The sequence below is a fragment of the Agarivorans aestuarii genome, from assembly GCF_019670125.1.
GTDB classification, from domain to species: Bacteria; Pseudomonadota; Gammaproteobacteria; order Enterobacterales; family Celerinatantimonadaceae; genus Agarivorans; species Agarivorans aestuarii.
The window spans coordinates 929,481-944,855 of record NZ_AP023033.1 but is presented as its reverse complement, the minus strand read 5'-3'; the positions used below and the strand labels follow the sequence as shown (position 1 = coordinate 944,855).

13 protein-coding genes and 1 other RNA gene are annotated in these 15,375 nt (G+C 44.4%); 7 read left to right on the top strand and 7 right to left on the bottom strand.

Features of this window, described 5'->3' with window-relative positions; all coding sequences use genetic code 11:
• Positions 1 to 73: 73 nt before the first annotated feature.
• Complete coding sequence (locus K5609_RS04410) at positions 74 to 679, bottom strand: hypothetical protein (RefSeq protein WP_221076122.1); 606 nt, start codon at positions 677 to 679, stop codon at positions 74 to 76.
• Between the two features lie 268 nt (positions 680 to 947).
• On the opposite strand from K5609_RS04410, the gene zapA reads away from it, so the two are divergent.
• Both zapA and ssrS read left to right on the top strand, forming a co-directional pair.
• The gene (zapA, locus tag K5609_RS04405; RefSeq protein WP_163131971.1) at positions 948 to 1,262 is read left to right on the top strand and encodes a cell division protein ZapA; all 315 of its coding nucleotides are present in this window, start codon (positions 948 to 950) and stop codon (positions 1,260 to 1,262) included.
• Positions 1,263 to 1,309: 47 nt separating this feature from the next.
• Positions 1,310 to 1,490: non-coding RNA, 6S RNA (gene ssrS, locus K5609_RS04400), on the top strand.
• Between the two features lie 393 nt (positions 1,491 to 1,883).
• On the opposite strand, the gene K5609_RS04395 is transcribed toward ssrS, so the two are convergent.
• From K5609_RS04395 to K5609_RS04385, 3 genes are all read right to left on the bottom strand, one after another.
• On the bottom strand, positions 1,884 to 2,453 hold the full coding sequence (locus tag K5609_RS04395; RefSeq protein ID WP_221076121.1) for a hypothetical protein: 570 nt from the start codon (positions 2,451 to 2,453) through the stop codon (positions 1,884 to 1,886).
• A gap of 81 nt (positions 2,454 to 2,534) precedes the next feature.
• Positions 2,535 to 2,996 carry a hypothetical protein gene (locus K5609_RS04390; RefSeq protein ID WP_221076120.1) on the bottom strand — a complete coding sequence of 154 codons (462 nt, stop codon included), beginning with the start codon at positions 2,994 to 2,996 and terminating at the stop codon, positions 2,535 to 2,537.
• A gap of 6 nt (positions 2,997 to 3,002) precedes the next feature.
• Positions 3,003 to 5,252 (bottom strand): hypothetical protein, encoded by a 2,250-nt coding sequence (locus K5609_RS04385; protein ID WP_221076119.1) that lies wholly within the window; start codon positions 5,250 to 5,252, stop codon positions 3,003 to 3,005.
• Positions 5,253 to 5,677: 425 nt separating this feature from the next.
• Here K5609_RS04385 and K5609_RS04380 point away from each other — a divergent pair, with 425 nt between their 5' ends.
• From K5609_RS04380 to K5609_RS04370, 3 genes are read left to right on the top strand one after another with little or no spacing between them, the layout of a single operon-like run.
• Positions 5,678 to 6,859, top strand: coding sequence for a hypothetical protein (locus K5609_RS04380; protein WP_221076118.1), 1,182 nt, complete (start codon positions 5,678 to 5,680; stop codon positions 6,857 to 6,859).
• A 32-nt stretch (positions 6,860 to 6,891) separates the two neighbouring features.
• Complete coding sequence (locus K5609_RS04375; protein ID WP_221076117.1) at positions 6,892 to 7,878, top strand: sensor histidine kinase; 987 nt, start codon at positions 6,892 to 6,894, stop codon at positions 7,876 to 7,878.
• On the top strand, positions 7,866 to 8,615 hold the full coding sequence (locus K5609_RS04370; RefSeq protein ID WP_016403181.1) for a LytR/AlgR family response regulator transcription factor: 750 nt from the start codon (positions 7,866 to 7,868) through the stop codon (positions 8,613 to 8,615). The genes K5609_RS04375 and K5609_RS04370 overlap by 13 nt, the downstream gene beginning before the upstream one ends.
• A 72-nt stretch (positions 8,616 to 8,687) precedes the next feature.
• On the opposite strand, the gene K5609_RS04365 is transcribed toward K5609_RS04370, so the two are convergent.
• Positions 8,688 to 10,391, bottom strand: coding sequence for a solute:sodium symporter family transporter (locus K5609_RS04365; protein WP_016403182.1), 1,704 nt, complete (start codon positions 10,389 to 10,391; stop codon positions 8,688 to 8,690).
• 68 nt (positions 10,392 to 10,459) lie between these two features.
• Positions 10,460 to 12,562, bottom strand: a complete 2,103-nt coding sequence (locus tag K5609_RS04360) for an alpha-galactosidase (RefSeq protein ID WP_221076116.1) — start codon at positions 12,560 to 12,562, stop codon at positions 10,460 to 10,462.
• A 265-nt stretch (positions 12,563 to 12,827) separates the two neighbouring features.
• Between K5609_RS04360 and K5609_RS04355 the strand changes: the two genes are divergently transcribed.
• Entirely contained in the window at positions 12,828 to 13,886 is a 1,059-nt protein-coding gene (locus tag K5609_RS04355) for a LacI family DNA-binding transcriptional regulator (protein WP_221076115.1), read from the top strand.
• A 178-nt stretch (positions 13,887 to 14,064) separates the two neighbouring features.
• On the opposite strand, the gene K5609_RS04350 is transcribed toward K5609_RS04355, so the two are convergent.
• Positions 14,065 to 14,721 (bottom strand): cupin domain-containing protein, encoded by a 657-nt coding sequence (locus tag K5609_RS04350; protein ID WP_221076114.1) that lies wholly within the window; start codon positions 14,719 to 14,721, stop codon positions 14,065 to 14,067.
• A gap of 161 nt (positions 14,722 to 14,882) precedes the next feature.
• Between K5609_RS04350 and K5609_RS04345 the strand changes: the two genes are divergently transcribed.
• Positions 14,883 to 15,347 carry an OsmC family protein gene (locus K5609_RS04345; RefSeq protein ID WP_221076113.1) on the top strand — a complete coding sequence of 155 codons (465 nt, stop codon included), beginning with the start codon at positions 14,883 to 14,885 and terminating at the stop codon, positions 15,345 to 15,347.
• Positions 15,348 to 15,375 lie beyond the last annotated feature (28 nt).

Here is a 15,375-nt window from a genome sequence, read left to right as displayed (position 1 = left end):
TTTAGTCCGCTAATCCTAACACTGCTTTAGGGTAGCGGCCATTTTTAAACTCATATTTAGGGCTGTAAAAGGGCTATTTTTGTTGGGCTTCTTTAAGCTGTTGGCGGCGCAGGCGCACCCGCTCAATGTATTGATCGCGAAACAGTTTAATTAAGGTGCTCTCTTGTTGGCGAATAAAGCGCGCCGACATGTGAGTGGCCTTGGTAAATTGCAGACACAACTGTGGGTAAGGATCGCGCTTGTTTTCAATCTTGCGAACAATTCTTGCTTCAAACTGATGCTCGTAACCTTCGGTACTGTAGAGCAAGCTTAAATCTTCGAATTCGTCTTTGAGATCTTTAGGCAGGTAATCAACAATTTTGCTTAGGTCTTTGTGAAATAACACCCGCCCAACCAAAATTTTACTGGAAATAGGTAAAGGCTCGGCAGAAGAGCGCCATTGAATACGACAGCCGCCTTCAGAGACATCTAACACAGGAAAGACATGATCGCCCAAATACATCATTGGCATGAACTGCGCCGCATAGGCGTCTTTCACTTCTGATTTTTTGCGGCCTTGAGGGTCAACATTGGCAATTTTAGTGTTAACCATTTTTATGAGGAGCTGAATCAAACGCACTGGGTAAACAATGCGATAAAATCTGCGACGTTCATCGGCAAAACTGCCTGCTTGCGCCATGAAGCTTTGTATCCTGTTACCTAAAAAACTTTGTAAACTGGCGTTAGCGTTAACGCTCAAATAATTATAGTTGGCTATGGTGGACAAATCGTTAGGGATATTCAAGCAATCAAATAAGCTTTTATGAGGCCGATAACGCAGATTTGTTTAGCTTTACAGCAAACTGCTCGTTATTGCCGCAGCTTGCACAAAGCCGCGGCAACAATGGTTGCAAGTTAGCGCGCTGCGCTATATATTCGGTCGTAATAGAGTTTAGCTAAGGCGAATCATGACGCAGGGCGTAGACATAATATTGTTAGGCAAGAATTATCGGGTAGCTTGCCCGGTAGGTGAAGAAGATAAGCTTCGCCAAGCCGCCGACGAATTATCTCAACGTTTAGAAGCGCTCAAACAAAAGAGCAGCGTTAATAGTACCGAGCACTTAGCCATTATGGTTGGTTTGCATCTCTCTTATGAGTTGCATAGCGAACAAGCAAAAAACCAGAATTATGCTGATAACATGAATCAGCGCATAGTAGAGCTACAAAACACCATTGAACGCGCTTTGTTAGAACAGAGCCAACCAGTGGATAATGTTGAATAGAGCACTCGCAGGGTATTCGAAGTTTTACTACAGTGTATAAAGAGTTTAGTTTCCTGGGGTGTTCGCCAGTTGGTGATGTCCCTGAGCCGATAATTGTATCTTAAGGGTAATTTTTCCCTGCTATTGAGCATGCTCAGCCCGACTGAGAAGCCTACGGTAGGGTCTTGTTTCCCGCCTTGAACCTCATGGTTCAAGGGCTAAAATCAACAGCGGCACTCTGGGTACTTCTTTCTTTCCCCCTCTCCGTAAGAACCTCATAGCTCAAGGGCTATAATCAACAGCGACACTCTGGGTACTTCTTTCTTACCCCCTCTCCGTAAGAACCTGATAGTTCAAACGCTAAAATTAACAGCGACACTTTGGGTACTTGTTTCCCAAAAAACGATCCACAATTAGTAATCACATACTCGAACTTGCACATTCGCAGGTAAGTTACTGATAGAGCATGACGTCAAACAAGCGGGTGTTGTAAATCACAATTGGACAAAAATGCGTTAGCACACGCGCTTATCCAAATGTGATTAGGATTAGCAAAAGTATGGGAAAGTGCTAAATAGCAGTGTTACGGGATATTCTTACAAAGAAAGAGCCAGAAACTGTTTCCTGACTCTTCTATCTTTTTTAAAGCGTGCCTGCGGCATTACGCTTAGCGATGTCTTTAAACAGCTCTAGCATTCCTTGGTTAAACAAAAAATCATCACTCATCTTAAAGCTTTGGCATAAGTCCATGTCTGGGTGATCGCAGCGACTACAATTATCTAAACTGTAACCGGGAATATCTCTACCTATAGAGTTAATGAGCCTGGATATCCCTAACTCCTCGTCACCACAATGCCCGTAATGATGAAAACCTTCACTGGTTTGCGGCTTGGTTGGGTCTCCAGCATTGAAAAAGCGCGGTAGGTTTTCTACAAACCATGCGGCTGCACCAATGGGGAATTCATATTGCTCTACATAGCGATATGGTTCACCACTAAAAGGGCTAATACCATCATTCCAATAATAAATAATTAACATAGCCCCATCAAAGTAAAGCTGCCAATCACGAATCGTATCTTTAAACCTAACATCAGTAATCTCGGCAATTTTTTTCCAAGCGCTAGGTATATTCTCGGGCTGGTATACGGGCCATTCTGGCTTGCGAGGCACTGGCACAAAAGTAGATGCGTCAAAGACAGGGGGTTTGTTCATAATTGTAATCCTGGAATTTCAGTAAGCGCGACCTTCTTCACGGTGCCATTTTTTTCACGGTACTAATAGGATTAACTTTACTCAGGAAATACACTTTAATTTCTCTAAAAGCCCTTCCTCAAGCATGTATCTTGGAATATCCCATTCTTGAGGTGGTAGATTTGAAACATGATCTTTCCTCGATCTATTCCAAAAATTGTATCCAGGTAGGTTTTCAGCGCAGCAGTGCGCCATGGAGCTGATACCAATAGACTCATTATTAATTACTACTTCTTCTGAGGTGCTTGATTTAGTCCCTCCATCACCCCAATAGTTGTTTTCAATTGTATTAACAAACCACTGTATAGCGTCTTTAGGGAATTCTTTTTGAGATGTTTTACGTTTTTTCGTGAGTTTGCTTGTATATTCTGTCCAAATTATAACGTAATCATCGAGAAGAATGACTTTGTTGTTTTTATCTGGAAACATTGGATATTGGATGCTGAATAGTATTTTTGCATTTTTAGGTAAATCATCAATTTTTAGAAGAGAAAACTTTTTCATTACAACTTACTCAATTGGGTTTAAGTCTATGGTTTTGACAATTGTCGAACCGTCGGATTTTGGAGTCTGTAATTGTTTTAATGTTGGTGTGTTTTTCTCTATAGAAAGGGTTTCCACAACACCATAGTTCCCCCCCCCATCGGCTGTGTTTGCTGTTAGTCCATTACCTGTGAATTCGGCGTTTGCCCCAATTTCGGTTCGAACTTCATGCCGAGCCTGAAATAGTTGAGAATCTTTTTCGGATAAAGTGGATGCATATTCTTTTATGTCTTCTTTATCGAAATCTGATATGTCTTTAGCCCACACGTCTTCCATGGTTTTTGCATACTTGTCTTGGTAGTCAGAGTTCATGGTGCTTAAGAGGGTTTTGTTATCATGCCCTTTAACATTGTGGGTGACCACACCGCTCATATTCTCCCAAGTTGGTACAACAGTATTACCACCAAACTGATCTAAGTTTTCACCTCGATCAATAATATGCATCACATAGTCTTTTTTGGGATCATACCATTTACTATTTCCTAAAATTTTATTAATGAGCTCTGGATCTGAATCGGCGGCTTCCAGTTGATCAAAGGATGTTGTCCAAGTAGGTGCTAGCCCGCTATCTCTTTGAAAGGCGAGCTTTGCTTTGTCTGAGGTGGCTTTTGTTTGAATACTAACTAAGAACCTATCATTAGCCGTTGCCCCTGAATTTGCCATTTTTACTAGCTCATCATCGCTATACTTGGGTTTGTAAGCCGGCTTACCTGCATCCATACGTTTCTTAATATCTTCTCGAGCCTTCTCCAAGCGTTTTTCTACTTCAGCAAAAGAACGAGGGTTCATTTGGTTGCGTTTATTGCTCGCGACATTGGCCTGCTTTTGCTTACCTGCATCAGTAGGCACCTCTGCCCCCGCAGGCTTAGCAATTTGTTGCTCTACTTTGCCACCAGTGCGGCCAGATTTAGTCTTAAATTGGGCTTTCTTTTTAAGCTGCTTAGCGAGGGTTTTGAACAAGCCGCCTAGCTTATCTAAATGGCGTACTTTGTTAGCGGCTACAGCGGCGGTACCGGCGCCTCCTGTAATTGCCACCAAAGTTGCACCTAGCACAATATCAAATATGGCTGCGCCGCCCATTTCGGTAAGTTCGGTATGATGTTGTGCGTCGGCAAAGTCTTTTACAAACTGCAGTAAGGCCGTTTGAGTTTCATCGTCATCACTAATGAAACTGGCAATTTCGTAGGCTTCGGTAAGGTTTTCTTTGGTAATAGAGGTGGGGTCAAACCCTAGTGCTTTAACATAGGCTTGGTGCTGGCTACTGCTCCAATTACTGGCAAAACTTTCTGTCCATCCTTTATCGTCATCTACATTGTAGGCATCCCATCCAGCGTTAAGCGCTCGCTTAAGTTGCCCTTGCATAGAGCCAAGCTCTATAAGGTTATAGGTAAGTTCAGCAGCATCGCCAAGCGCACCACCAACCCCGGTTAACAAAGAGCCAATGCTCGACGCGCCCTTTTGAAGGGCATTTAACTCACCATACTCGGCTGCAATTTTAGCTCCCTCTACTCTCTCCGCCGCAATAATGCTGTTAAGCACAGCAATAATCTCGGCTCGGGTAGCTGCAATGGCGGCGTCATTGGGTTGCTCGCCAAACTCAACATCAACGTTATTGGGTTTAAGGTTAGGTAGATGCGCTAAACCATCAGCATCGAGCATGCCTTTTAATACAGTGCCATCTGCTAAGGTTGCTTTGTAAGGCAAGCTGGCCGCAGGTGAGCCATCTGGTAGTGCGCAATACAAATCTAAGGCTTCGCGAATGTCCTCGATAGATTGACCACCTTGGCCTAAGGGTGCTTGAGCAGGTTTCGCACGAGTAACAACACTCTCTGGCAAAGTGGCAACAGGCATGCCGCCTTCCATATTAGAAGGCGGTGGCGGCGCAAAGTTTTTGCCTTTAAGAACCTTTACCTCACCGCTCACAATGCCATTACTAAGCCAAGCAATTTTCTGCTGCTCGCTTTTGTGGCTGGCCATGTAATCGCCAGACACGTAAAAGTAAAGTTTGTTTAAGTCGAACTGATAACCCCACATAGGGCTATGGTTTTGCAGTAAAGACTGCGCCCAATAAATATCGATGCTGTGATTAACGAGTTCACCTTGGTTTTCTGTGTGACCTGCGTGTCTTGGTAAAAACATATAAGACTGACCAAAAGCATCAACTAACAGGGTTTGGCTAAACTTAGACTCCTCGAAGGGGTTAGCGTTTGGATGCATTATTGCCTCTCAAACACGCTATCGATTTTACTGCCTTAAACATGCGATTCCTTGCTTGTTTATCTGATTAAAATTGACTTTAGAATCAATAAGGTCGTGATGCTATCAGGCTAGTAACAAGGGAGTCAATATAGATGTTAAAATACTCATTAAACGTATCGCTAGAGATGATAAAAATTGGCTGAAAATACGAAGATTTGATTTGAGTTACTTTAGGCTTGAAACTCACAATGGGGCAAAACCTATTTAGTTCACCCAAACAGTTCACACTCCACTAATCCACACAACACCTCAATAACTCCCACCACTTATCCCTAGTTAAAACACTTTATCAACTTAGCTAACCGTTTATCGCATTCAAACCAGTTCCCTTAGCCACTCTCGTAAGCTAATGCTCAAAGGACACGATTTAACTAGGAAAAGTTTTGGCTCAATTTCGTTTTATTTGGCTGCTATTGTTTACCAGTACTTTTAGCCAAGCAGCTTGGCAACAGCAATGGCATTTAGAACTAGATAGCGGCTTTGCTAGCGCTTCAAATAGCCCGGTGTTCGACAGTGAAGACCAATGGTTTGGCGATGCAGCCCTGCGCTGGTTTCCTCAATATGGCAATGCACAAGGGCAGCTAGTTGCTTTAAGCCAAGCCAAACAAAAGCAAGATAATCAGCATGACTTGATTGTGGCCGAGCTATTCTGGAAAACCGAGCTAGCCGAACGTGATTTGCTGGTAGGAAAACAACGCATAGACTTAGGCGTAAGTTATGGTTTTCGCCCTTTAGATATGTTCCTGCCTTATCGGCGTAATCCGGTAGCTATTCAAGTAGAAGAAGGGGTGGGCGTATTAAGCCTTAGCCAGTTTAGTGGCAATGGCGAATATGCTTTATTTTATACCGACTCTTACCTAGCAACCGAATCCGAAGGCCTACAACAACGCGGCCTAGGTTTACGTTGGTACCAACTTAATAACGATAGCGAATGGCAGGCAATAAGCTATTACGACAATAAACGTGCGCTTAACCTAGGAGGAACTTGGGTCACCACCTTTGGTGATGCTTGGGAAGTACATGCCGAGAGCCGTTACCAGCAGCATTATCAGCGCAGTGTTAGCCAACTAAACAGCAGCAACATTGGTCAAGTATCACCGGTAATCGAACAAGAATTTAATCATGGTTTTCAAGCACTAATAGGCATGACCTGGGCAAATCTAAATGGTGATAACCTGATCCTAGAATATTGGTTTGATAACCGCGCGTTAAACCAGACAGAATGGCAACACGTCGCCGATATTAGTTATTACTTGCAGCAACAAAGTGGCGACATTAGCAGCTTACGCTTTTCCCAAGGTGAAGTGTTTAATGGTCAAAATTTGCTGCAACACAATGTAATGCTGCATTGGCATCGTGACATAGAAGATTGGCAACCAGCATTTGATTTAATGCTAGCGCCAGAAGACGGTGGCGTGATCGCAACAGCAAGGCTGGATTACGAATTTAGCCAAGGATGGACGCTTGGCGCAAGGCTGCGCTATCTTGGTGGGGCGAGTGATGCGGTATATAGCTTATTACCGGAAAATAAAGTTGGCTTAATAAAACTCGAGGGACTCTTTTGAACAATAAATGCCTTTTATCAGTGTGGCGCTCGTTGGCAATTTGCGCGCTGTTTTCCTTCCCCATTGCCTACCTCACCAACGCAATTTGGGGCGGTCCCTATTGGATGCATTTCGTTATTGCCTTAGGATTTGGCACAGTAGGCACTTGCACCACCATGTTAATTGATACCATGTTTCCAAAGATGAGTAGTTTTTGGGCATTTGTGCTGAGCGCCCCACTCACTTTAAGTATTGGCAGCGCCCATACTTGGTATTGGATAAGCCCTTATTACGATGATTTTGATTGGCCCTTAATGCTTAAAGTAGTGATTATTGGCCTATTTTTCTGTGCCGTTATTTACTACTACTTTTTTAGCCGCGAGCAAAACCTAAGCATGGCTTCGGCGCTGCAACAAGCGGAGTTAGAAAAGCTAAAAGCGGAGCAAGCACTTACCTACAGCCAACTAAAATTACTGCAAAGCCAAATTGAGCCGCACTTTTTGTTTAATACTCTAGCCAATTTAAAAGCACTCATCGCAGTAGAGCCCAAACAAGCAGAAATTCTGTTAGATAAATTCACCGAGCTATTAAGAGTTACCCTTAAAAAAAGCCGCCAAGAGAGTATTCGCCTAGAAGATGAGGTAGCAGGTATTAGTGCTTATTTAGCGATTCAACAAATCCGCTTAGGTGAGCGCCTGCAGTATTCAGTAACGCTTACTTCGCAAGAGCTTAACCAGCGCCAATTGCCACCGATGTTATTGCAGCCTTTAGTTGAAAATGCGGTTTTTCATGGCATTGAACCCAAGGCCGAAGGCGGCCATGTAAATGTGCGCATTAATGTGGACGAGCAGCGCTGGCAAATAACTATCGAAGATAACGGCATTGGCTTTAAGCAAGCTGCCAAACAAGGTCATGGTTTGGCCTTAAGCAACATCCAAAAACGGCTAGCGAGCCTATTTCCCAATCAAGCTAGTTTACATATTCAAGCTTTAGAAACCGGCGGCACCTTGGCCAAATTGGAGTTTCCATGCGAGCAATAATTGTTGATGACGAACCCTTACTGCGTTTTCATTTAGACAAAATGCTGGGGGAATGTTGGCCAGAGTTAGAGATTGTAGATAAGGCCGGCGATGGCCCAAGCGCCTTAGCCGCTGCCGAACAACTGGCCGCCGACGTGGTATTTCTGGATATTCGTATGCCCGGCATGACCGGTATTGAAGTGGCGCAAAAGCTCAACCAGCTAGCTAAACCACCACATATTGTATTCACCACGGCCTTTGATGAATATGCGATTCAAGCTTTTGAACAACAAGCGGTTGATTATTTGCTTAAACCCATTGATGAGCAGCGCTTATTGCAAACCTGCCAACGTATTCAGCAGCGCCAAACAAGTGCTGATGCTAGCCCCAGCTACGACCTTCAAGCATTAGTGCAAGCACTAGACGAAAAGCCCGAATACTTGCAGTGGATAAGAGCCAGTAAAGGAGAGGCGGTAGAACTTATTGCCATCGATAACATTTTGGCCTTTGTGGCGGAAGACAAGTACACCACGGTACGCAGCCAACAAGGTGACTACGTTATTCGAACGCCATTAAAAGAGTTGCTAGGCCAAATTGAACCGGGCTTGTTTTGGCAGATTCATCGCTCAACCTTAGTTCGAGTTAACGCCATTAAACGGGTGAACAAAAACATGCTTGGCAAACTCACGGTTGCATTAGAAGACAATAGCGAATATCCGGTAAGCCGCAGCGCCAACCATTTGTTTAAAGCGATGTAAGCTTTAACGGTTAACCTTGTTTCTAGACATAAAAAAGCCCAGCGCTAAGGCTGGGCAAAAGCCTGCTAAGAATTAGCTTGCTTCAGCTTCTGGCTGAAGTTGTTTACGTTTAAGGTGTCTGAAGAAAATACCCACCAGCATAATCAAACCGCAGAATCCGTAAGTTTGCAGCAATGTAGGATCATCTGACATTAAGCCGATATCTGAGAACATGATGAACGCGCCCAATACCATGTAAAGCACAATGGCCGATGCTTCAAAACGAAACTCCCAAGGTGTTACATCCATGTCTTTGTTAATAGGCATAACGTAGTCTTGTTCGCGTGGTTTAAAGGCACCAATTACAAACATTAAGATGGTACAAACCACAAACAAGATGGCTAACTGGTGTAGGAAGTGCAAAGGCGTTTCAAACACTAACTGCATCGCAGCGTAAGATGATACAAACACCACCAAAGCTACTTTGGCAGCGATAGCAGGAACACGCTTAGAAATGTAGCCAACAAATACAATGGTAAAGATTGGCACACTAAAAAAGCCAGCAACCATTTGTAAGTATTGGAATAAACCTTCTGGCGCAAACATAATAAATGGTGCAATACACACTGCAATAATCGCAATAAGTACGCCAAACACACGGCCCTTAGCCACCAACTCTTGGTCTGATTTACCATGACCAAATAAAGGCTTGTATACGTTAAGGGCAAACAAAGTAGTAGAGCTGTTTAACACCCCGTTAAAGGTACTAAGAATGGCACCAAACATTACTGCCACAAAAAAGCCCACTAGTGGTTTTGGTAATACTTCGTTTACTAAGCGGGTATACATTGTATCTGGGTTACCAGCATCAGCACCGAACATATGGAAGGCAATAATGCCGGGAATAATTAAGAACAATGGTGAAATAACTTTAATACCACCGGCTAAAATTACCCCTTTTTGTCCTTCTTTAAGGTTTTTAGCTCCTAAAGCACGTTGGATAATAGATTGGTCGGTTCCCCAGTAGTACAAGTTTACTAACAGCAAACCGGTAAACAGGGTTGAGAATGGTAGTGGATCAGTTGAGGTGCCCACCGACTGCAGCTTCTCTGGTGCAACCGTAACAATTTGATGTAAGCCATCACTAAAGCTACCACCACCTAACACCATTAGGCCAAATACCGGAATCATTAAGCCGCCAATAATTAAGCCTACACCGTTAATGGTATCGGCAATTACTACCGCTTTTAAGCCGCCATAAATAGCATAAAAGAAGCCTAAAACACCAATAGTGGCAGAAATAATCGCAATAGCCGCAAACTCAGACACCCCCAGCAAAGTTTGAATATCGAAGATTTCACCTAATACCACTGCACCGGCGTACAAGGTAGTAGGCAAAATGTTAATCACGTACTGGCATAAGAACAGCAAGGTGACAAACTTCTTCACCGATAAGTCATAACGGCTTTCTAAAAAGTCTGGAATGGTGGTAATACCTTGTTTTAGATAGCGAGGCACTAACAGCAAGGCAATAATAATCAGGGTAACACCCGAGGCCACTTCCCAGCCCATTACACTCATGTTGTGCGTGTAAGACTGCGCACTCATACCCACAAAACTGGTAGCGCTTAAGTTAGTTAAAATTAACGAGCTGGCAATTAAGCCACCGGTTAAGCTACGGCCACCTAAAAAGTAGCCATCTTGGGAATCGTGCTTGTTTTTCTTAACTTTGTTGTAGGTAAATACCCCCACAAAGCCAGTAAACAGCAGAAACGATAAGAACACTGTTATAGACATGGTTAATCCTTCAAAAAGTTGGCGAGCGGCAATCACTGACCACTCGGTTGATACTAAAAACTCAATAACTAAATTCGTTTCAGGTGCACCATTAGCGCTGACTCGGGGTCGAGGATCGGCAGGGTTAAGCCAATTTCACGCAGGTTATCGCCACTCAAAGTGAGGGTTTTATCTAACCAACTTGGGCGCTGTTTCATTAACTGGAAACTGGTCTCTGGCATTTCTACCAACTTAACTTGGTAGCTTGCTCCCGGCTCTACACAGCTAATCCGCAGGGGTGCAGGTAAGGCGTAATCTGGCATCGCTAACTGGCATACCGTGATCAACATTTCGTCGTCACTTTGTACACCATTAATGTGTTGGCGATGATCCGAAGCATTTAAGCGAAAGCTTCGGCCACTGTGTAACAACTGGCGATATTCTTTGTGCAGCGCAATGTAGTGAGCAAAGGCTTGTTTTTCTTCACTAGCCACTTTAACTGGGTCTAGCTCTACCCCCATGTGTCCGCTTAATGCAGTCATGCCACGCATATTAATGTGATGGCAACGACGGGTTGTATGGCTCTCGTCGGGGCCGATGTGTGCGCCCATCACTTCTGGCGGGAAGAAATAGCTCATGCCACGCTGAATGGTTTGACGCTCTAATGCATCATTACAATCTGAAGCCCAAAAACGATGAGTACGTTTTAGAATTTCAAAATCAATGCGGCCACCGCCTGATGAGCAAGACTCGATTTCAACCTTAGGGTGTGTTGCTAGTAATTTGTCTAACAAGGCATATAGCGCTTTAGTTTGGCCATTAACTGCTGGTCGTCCAACATGACCTGGCTGTACTAATTCGCGGTTCATATCCCACTTTAAGTACGCGATGTTGTAGCGAGTAAGCAGCTCACTTAAACGCTCAAACAAGTAATCAAAACAATCTTGGTTTTGCAGGTTAAGAACGTACTGCCAACGGCCAGAAGGTTGATGGTAGCCTTTAAGCTCCAGCACCCACTCTGGATGTTCGCGGAATAGAATAGAGTCTTTACTGATCATCTCTGGCTCAATCCAAAGACCAAACTCCATGCCTTGTTGATTTACATGCTCGATAACCGGCTCTAGGCCATTAGGGTATTTTTTCTCATCTAGATACCAATCACCTAAGGCACTGCGCTCGCCACTGCGACCGACAAACCAACCATCGTCAATAATGAAACGCTCCACGCCCATTTCGGCGGCTTCGCTGGCCATTTTCATGATGTATTCAGGATCGTGCTCAAAATAAATCCCTTCCCAAGTATTTAGGTGTACTGGGCGAGGTTTATTCTCAGGGAACTTAATAATGTTGGCGCGAACATAGCGATGGAAGCGATCTGAAATACCATTTAAACCGGTATTGCTAGCACAGGCATACAACCAAGGAGTGCTATAACTTTGCATGTAATCTAAACGTACTTCGCCAGCTAACAATAACTCACCAGCTTGCACAAAACGTCGGCCATCACTTTTTACGTCGGCACGTAACTGATGGTTACCGCTCCACCCTAAGTGAAAGCCCCACACCTGACCATTTTGCTGGTCGAAGTTATTGCTACCAGCAAACAAACCAGGGAAGTTTTCATGCGAAGTACGGCCACGACGGTTCTCTTGCATAAACCCACCATGGGAGAACGCCTGACGGTGCGTTTGGAACTCGCGGCTCCAGCGACCATGAAAAGTCATCAACTCATTGGCGTGATGCGGTAAGGGCAAAGTGGCGGAAAGCTTAGTGAGATAGTACTTGGTGTGTTCCAAGTTGGTTACGCTAATGCGCTTTTTCACCACATCACTGTCGTAATCAAGCTCTATTTCAATCTTAAGCTCTAAGTGTGCAACGTCGTCTCGTAAAGTGAATACTGCACAGCCTTCACTTGAATAATGTTCCGTTGTGGTAAAAACCGGCGCCCAGTCGTAACCATTGCGGTGCCCTTCTATTCCGGGGGCATTAAAGTGGCCACTACCCAGTTCAGGGCAAAGGCTTAAAGGCACATCCACATCTAAACGGGCTTGTGAAATTGGCCGCTCTGTCGATAGCAGAATATCTTCATCAATCTGCTCTATTTTATTGCCCCAATGCAAAATTTCTGGCACTCGCGCCAGCTTAATAATGAGGCTGCAATTTTTGCTACAAAGGTGAACAATCTGACTCATAACAACATCCAAGTGTTTGCGTAAACATTTAGCCGAAATATGCGCCTATTTGGTGTGTAAGGCTATTTAATCGCCAGCACAATGTGATCAAGATCGACAGGGAAAACGTTTACTTGTGACATTGATCGAGTTATGTTTTCGAAAACACAGTAACTACTGTAGCGCTGAATCGCGTTTTATTGGCTTGACTAAGATTTCCCTTAAACTGGGTGTTACAATTTGCTTGCTAAAGCGAAACAGTGAACTAAACACAAGGGATTTGCAGGTGAGCGTTACATTTAAACAGGTTGCCGAGTTGGCGGGCGTATCTACACAAACGGTTTCTCGGGTAACCAACGGTGCCAGTAATGTTGCCCAAGAAACACGTGACAAAGTAAATGCCGCTATCGACAAACTTGGTTACGTGCCTAACAAAGGAGCGCAGCTATTAAGTGGGGCTAAATCTAAGGTTATTGGCTTAATTACCCTTGATGTATCGCTGCATGGCATTTCGATTATTGCCAACAACATTCGTATTCAAGCTCAATTGCATGGCTACGGCACCTCGTTTGCTGTAGTGGATGAACACGCCTACCAAAAAATCGTAACAGCGACTCGAGAGTTAAAATCACAACGTATTGAATACATTATTGTGAACCTTCCGCTTACCAAAGACGAAGCGGAACAATTGGTAGAGCTATTCACAGATCTGCACTTTGTCTTTATCGATGTTCCTAATAACAGCCAAGTGAACTCGGTGAGTGCAGCACACCACCAAGGAGCCAGTGAAGCTGCTCAGCTAATGCTTAAGCAGCAACGCCAACGTTTGTTGCTCATTACAGGCCCTCAGGATTCAACGGCTTCAACGCTGCGTTTACAAGGGTGGCTCAGCCAAATTAAGCACTTTGAGGCTACTGTGGTTGCTCAACTTGAAGGAGACTGGCTGGCCAGCAGTGGCTATCAACTTACTCGTGAAGCATTAAGCAATGGCGCAGTGATAGACGGCGTACTAGTTGCGAGTGACCAGATGGCCTTGGGAGTATTACGCGCTCTGCACGAGCATAGCCTAGCGGTACCGCAACAAGTTGCGGTAATTGGTTTTGATGACAGCGCCGATAGTGCCTACTTCTACCCTCCGCTTACCACCATTAAGCAAGATTTTGCGGCAATATCAGCCCAGGCGGTAGACATGTTGTTCAACGATTCGGCCAGCGAGCCGCCCTTTAAAGCCTCTGTAGCAACCCAGCTAATTGAGCGAGCCAGCACGCAAGCCTTAGACTCAAAAACTTACAATAAGGCACAAATAGAGCAGCTGCTACAGCAAGTTAAAAATGCATTGCCTTAGCAAGTACAGCTAATCTAGTTTGCGCTAAAAGCCGCTTGTAGCGTGCGTACTTTTACGCTGCTTTCATCGATTAGCTCGAAGACTTTAAGCCTCAATCTCAGCGCATATAGCTATTTAAGCATCTGCCTTTTTTGCTTCTTTTCATTTCCCACTGTAGCGCAGCTCTACTAGAGAATACTTAGTTATCTACCGGTAAATGGCCGGTTTTCACCAAGATAATAGTCTCTTGCTCCACAAAGGGATGATGCTGACTCATGTGTGGGCTGCGCAGCCAAGTATGTTTTGGGTAGCTACCGTGTTCGTCTTTAAACTCTCCCGAAAGCACTAAAATCTCTTCCCCACCAAAATGACGATGAGGCTGGAAAATCTCACCGGCTGGCCACTTAACCAATGCAACATGTTCATGTTCAAACTCATGCAAAGGCATTACTTCCAAGCCCCCAATCCCCGGTAGCCAAGCTGTTTGCTTAGTGTTAACTCTTACCTGAGTAAGGTCGCGAGCATCAAACTGATTGAGCTTTACAAATATCACGCAGCCTTGTTTGCTAAAGGGGCTATGTTTGCTGCCTGGCGGATTACGAATATACGTACCTGCTGGGTAATCGCCATGCTCATCAGAAAACACGCCTTCTAATACAAATATCTCTTCACCTTGAGGATGTGGGTGCTCTGGGAAAAATGACTCTGGTTGATACTGCACAATGCTGGTCACGTGGCCAGACTCTTTGGCTTCTCGCTCTAGCGGTTTACGCAATACCCCAGCAGAGGGACTAGCTAGCCAATCCATTTGTTCGGTATCGATCGCCAAGGCTTGGTCAAAATTCATGTTGAGCATAATGGTTCCTAAAAAACGCTGTTAACCATTAGAGTTGCTTGCTTGGCAATAAATTTCAAGCCCATGCCCTTAAGCTTGAATTTGTCATTGCCAAGCACTAACGACTGCAGCATGCTAAGGCCGTGTTGTTTTAACTTTGCTAACTCACCGCAGGAATGCTTATGTCTGAATACTTCGCCATTGTAGAGTGGCAACGCCAAACCGATGAAGCTTATACCGACAACCATTACAGCCGAGGCCACCATTGGCACTTTGATGGCGGCCAAACTGTTGCAGCCTCGTCGTCACCGCATGTGGTGCCGCTGCCTTACTCGGTAGAAGCAAACGTTGACCCAGAAGAGGCCTTTGTTGCCTCACTGTCTAGCTGCCATATGTTATTTTTCTTATCTATCGCGGCTAAAAACCGTTTGGTAGTGGATAGCTATGAAGACAAAGCGGTAGGAATAATGGCCTTAAATGAACAAGGTAAAATGGCCATGACAGAGGTAAAGCTCAACCCTAAAGTGATTTTTTCAGGGCAAGACGTGAGCCTTGCTAAGCTTGAGAAAATGCATCATCAAGCCCATCAGCAATGTTTTATTGCTAACTCGGTGACCACAAAAGTAACAACCAATATTGTGGTTTAGTGCCCAGCTCAGCGGATGGCAGAGCTGG

Excerpts from the sequence above, each read along its gene's own strand:
- zapA (WP_163131971.1), top strand. The coding sequence starts at position 948 with ATGACGCAGGGCGTAGACATAATATTGTTAGGCAAGAATTATCGGGTA.
- K5609_RS04390 (WP_221076120.1), bottom strand. The coding sequence starts at position 2,996 with ATGAAAAAGTTTTCTCTTCTAAAAATTGATGATTTACCTAAAAATGCA.
- K5609_RS04395 (WP_221076121.1), bottom strand. The coding sequence starts at position 2,453 with ATGAACAAACCCCCTGTCTTTGACGCATCTACTTTTGTGCCAGTGCCT.
- K5609_RS04365 (WP_016403182.1), bottom strand. The coding sequence starts at position 10,391 with ATGTCTATAACAGTGTTCTTATCGTTTCTGCTGTTTACTGGCTTTGTG.
- K5609_RS04345 (WP_221076113.1), top strand. The coding sequence starts at position 14,883 with ATGTCTGAATACTTCGCCATTGTAGAGTGGCAACGCCAAACCGATGAA.
- K5609_RS04350 (WP_221076114.1), bottom strand. The coding sequence starts at position 14,721 with ATGCTCAACATGAATTTTGACCAAGCCTTGGCGATCGATACCGAACAA.
- K5609_RS04410 (WP_221076122.1), bottom strand. The coding sequence starts at position 679 with ATGGCGCAAGCAGGCAGTTTTGCCGATGAACGTCGCAGATTTTATCGC.
- K5609_RS04370 (WP_016403181.1), top strand. The coding sequence starts at position 7,866 with ATGCGAGCAATAATTGTTGATGACGAACCCTTACTGCGTTTTCATTTA.
- K5609_RS04360 (WP_221076116.1), bottom strand. The coding sequence starts at position 12,562 with ATGAGTCAGATTGTTCACCTTTGTAGCAAAAATTGCAGCCTCATTATT.
- K5609_RS04385 (WP_221076119.1), bottom strand. The coding sequence starts at position 5,252 with ATGCATCCAAACGCTAACCCCTTCGAGGAGTCTAAGTTTAGCCAAACC.